This window comes from Micromonospora endophytica (genome assembly GCF_003236305.1).
In the GTDB taxonomy this organism is placed as follows: domain Bacteria; phylum Actinomycetota; class Actinomycetes; order Mycobacteriales; family Micromonosporaceae; genus Micromonospora; species Micromonospora endophytica.
In genome coordinates, this window is sequence record NZ_POTX01000417.1 from 1 (window position 1) to 2953 (window position 2953).

Consider the following 2953-nt stretch of genomic DNA (forward strand, 5'->3'; position numbering starts at 1 on the left):
ACCACAAGCCACCCGCCCGGCCCGGCCGCCAACCGGGACACACTCACCGCCCGCTCACCGCCGTACAACCCGACCGGCGCCGGCACCTCCCGCAGCGTGCCCTCCGGCTCCCACCACCAGGTGGCGGTACGGGGATTGCCGTGCGCGCCCCCGCTCGCCGCGCCCAACGCCGCCAGCCGACCGTCCCGACAGGCCACCGCGTAGAGCACATGCCGTCGACCGTAAAAACTCGACGGCGCGATCCGCAGTGCCGACCAGACCCGTCCATCCGAACTGCTCCACGCCGCCGGGACGGTCTGCCCGGCGGCGTCGGCGACCCCGCCGACGGCGAACCACCGACCGGCACAGATCACCGCGTCGCGCACCATGGACCGGCCGGAGCTGCCCGGTGGGACGGGGAGCGCCGCTGACTGCCAGGCCGGGCGCAGCGGTGACGCAAGCGCAGGGGCGCTCGGGCCCGCGCAACCGGCCAGCACCGTCACCAGGCCCGCGACGACCGCGACCAGCCGGCGGATCACCACGGCGTCGATACTATCGACGCCCGCCGTTTCCGCGGGACCCGGAACCCGCTCAGGACGCCGGCTGCTCCACCTCACCGCCGGCGGTCTCGGCGAGGATCCGCTCGGAGACCTCCTTCATGGTCATCCGGTGGTCCATCGCGGTGCGCTGGATCCACTTGAACGCCTGCGGCTCGGTCATGTTGTACGTGGTCATCAGCGCGCCCTTGGCCCGCTCCACGGTCTTGCGGACCTCCAGCCGGTCGTTCAGCCCGGCGACCTCGGCCTCCAGCGCGGCGATCTCCGAGTAGCGGGAGAGCGCGATCTCCACCGCCGGCACCAGGTCGCTCTTCTGGAACGGCTTCACGAGGTACGCCATCGCGCCCGCCGCCCGGGCCCGCTCCACCAGGTCCCGCTGGCTGAACGCGGTCAGAATGATCACCGGAGCGATCCGGGCACCGGCGATCCGCTCGGCGGCGGCCAGCCCGTCCATGATCGGCATCTTGATGTCGAGGATCACCAGATCGGGCTTCAGCTCCTCGGCCAGCCGGACGGCGGTCTCGCCGTCGCCGGCCTCGCCGACCACCTCGTAGCCTTCCTCGGCCAGCATCTCGGCCAGGTCCAGCCGGATCAGCGCCTCGTCCTCGGCGATCAACACCCGCCTGCGCGCGACATCCGTCTGCGTCTCGGCCACGAGCCACTCCCACCAGTCTGAGCCCCGACACCCGCGGTACCGGGTGTCGCCGCCCCTAGCCTAGTGGGTAGTCTATGGCGCAGGGATCACGGAAGCCCCCGTAGCCCAACTGGCATGAGGCAATGCACTCAAACTGCATAAAGTGTGGGTTCGAGTCCCACCGGGGGCACAAACTGTCGTACAGACATTCGAAAATGCACCCGTGCATTCACCTGAGATCCGGGCCAGAGCAAGGAGTCTCTACCTTGCTGGTGCGACCGTGTCGGAGGTCGCCCGAGCCGTCTCGCTTCCCTACGCCACGGTCAGGTATTGGTGCAAGGACCGACCGGAGCCGAAGCAAGAGGCCACCGCACTTCGCTGCTTCCGCTGCCGACCAGATATTGGCTATCCGACAGAGCCCGCCGAGTACGCCTATCTCCTCGGCCTCTACCTCGGTGACGGCCATCTCGTCACCAGCGCCCGGGTGCCGGTTCTCCGCATCTACTGCTCGGACGCGTGGCCGAACTTGATCGACCTGTGCGAGAACGCCATGCGAGCGGTGCTGGCCAATTCAGTGCAGCGGGTGCAGAAGCAGGGCTGTGTGGGAGTGCAGAGCTACGGCACCCATTGGCCCTGCCTGCTACCACAGCACGGTCCGGGCAAGAAGCACGAGCGGCCGATCATCCTGGCCGGGTGGCAGTGGGAGATCCTGACAGCACAAGCCGGTGATTTCCTGCGGGGGCTTTTCCACTCCGATGGCTGCCGGGTGTCGAACCGGGTCACCGTGCGCGGCAAGGCGTACGTCTACCCGCGCTACATGTTCGTCAACGAGTCGGCCGACATCATGGGGCTGTGCCAGTGGGCGTTGGACCTGCTCGGCATCGCCTGGAAGATGAACCGCCCCAACTCTCTCTCCGTCGCCCGCCGGGAGGCGGTCACCGCGCTGGACCGGCACGTCGGCCCGAAGTCCTGACCGGCCGACAACCGACCGGCCAGGGCTTCCGAGAGCGCGACGAGCCCGAGTGGCCGGCCGGGACGCAGCGCGCCGGGCTCGGGTGGTCAGCTCGTGGCGAGCGCTTGGGCCAGGTCGGCGCACAGGTCCTCCGGGTCCTCCAGGCCGACCGAGAGGCGCAGCAGCCCACCGTCGGGTTTCGCGTGCTGCTCGACCGGGCGGTGGGTCAGTGACGCCGGGTGCTGGATGAGGGTGTCGACGCCGCCGAGGGAGACGGCGTGGGTGATCAGTCGGCAGGCGCCGGCGACCGTCGCCGCGGCGGTTGCGCCGCCGCGTACCTCGAAGGCGAGCAGGCTGCCGGGGCCGGACATCTGCCGGCCGACGAGCCCGGCCGGGTCGTCGAGGCCGGGGTGGTGCACCCGGGTGACGGCCGGGTGGTCGCTGAGCCAGGCGGCGAGTTTCTCCGCGCCGGCCTGTTGGGCGCGGACCCGTACCGGCAGGGTTTGCAGGCCGCGGTGCAGCAGGTATGCCCCGAGCGGGTGCAGGATTGCGCCGGTGAGGGCGCGGACCTGGCGCAGTTGGACGGCCCAGTCGGTGTCGCAGGCGAGCGCTCCGGCGAGGACGTCGCCGTGGCCGCCGATGCTCTTGGTGGCGCTGTGCAGGACGAGTCGGGCGCCGTGCCGGGTGGGTTGTTGGAGCACCGGGGTGGCGACGGTGTTGTCGACGAGCAGCGGCACGTTCCCGGCGGCACGTGCCAGGGCGGCGATGTCGATCAGGTCGAGGGTGGGGTTGGCCGGGGTTTCGGCGATGACCAGGGCGGTGTCGGGGCGG

The 2953-nt window shown here is 70.6% G+C and carries 3 protein-coding genes, 1 tRNA gene and 1 pseudogene; 2 read left to right on the forward strand and 3 right to left on the reverse strand.

The features are described 5' to 3' along the window. Together C1I93_RS29965 and C1I93_RS29970 are read right to left on the reverse strand one after the other, a co-directional pair. Positions 1 to 521, reverse strand: a pseudogene (locus C1I93_RS29965) (hypothetical protein); the annotation flags it as partial. 49 nt (positions 522 to 570) lie between these two features. Then, positions 571 to 1191, reverse strand: coding sequence for an ANTAR domain-containing response regulator (locus tag C1I93_RS29970; protein ID WP_111246599.1), 621 nt, complete (start codon positions 1189 to 1191; stop codon positions 571 to 573). Positions 1192 to 1285: 94 nt separating this feature from the next. Here C1I93_RS29970 and C1I93_RS29975 point away from each other — a divergent pair. Both C1I93_RS29975 and C1I93_RS29980 read left to right on the forward strand, forming a co-directional pair. Then, a tRNA-Leu gene (locus C1I93_RS29975) sits at positions 1286 to 1360 on the forward strand. Positions 1361 to 1393: 33 nt separating this feature from the next. Then, positions 1394 to 2143: a terminase gpP N-terminus-related DNA-binding protein gene (locus C1I93_RS29980; protein WP_111246600.1), complete on the forward strand. Its 750-nt coding sequence runs from the start codon at positions 1394 to 1396 to the stop codon at positions 2141 to 2143. 86 nt (positions 2144 to 2229) lie between these two features. On the opposite strand, the gene C1I93_RS29985 is transcribed toward C1I93_RS29980, so the two are convergent. Then, positions 2230 to 2953, reverse strand: a 724-nt coding sequence (locus C1I93_RS29985) for a trans-sulfuration enzyme family protein (protein WP_181445383.1), incomplete at its 5' end; no start/stop codon positions are given.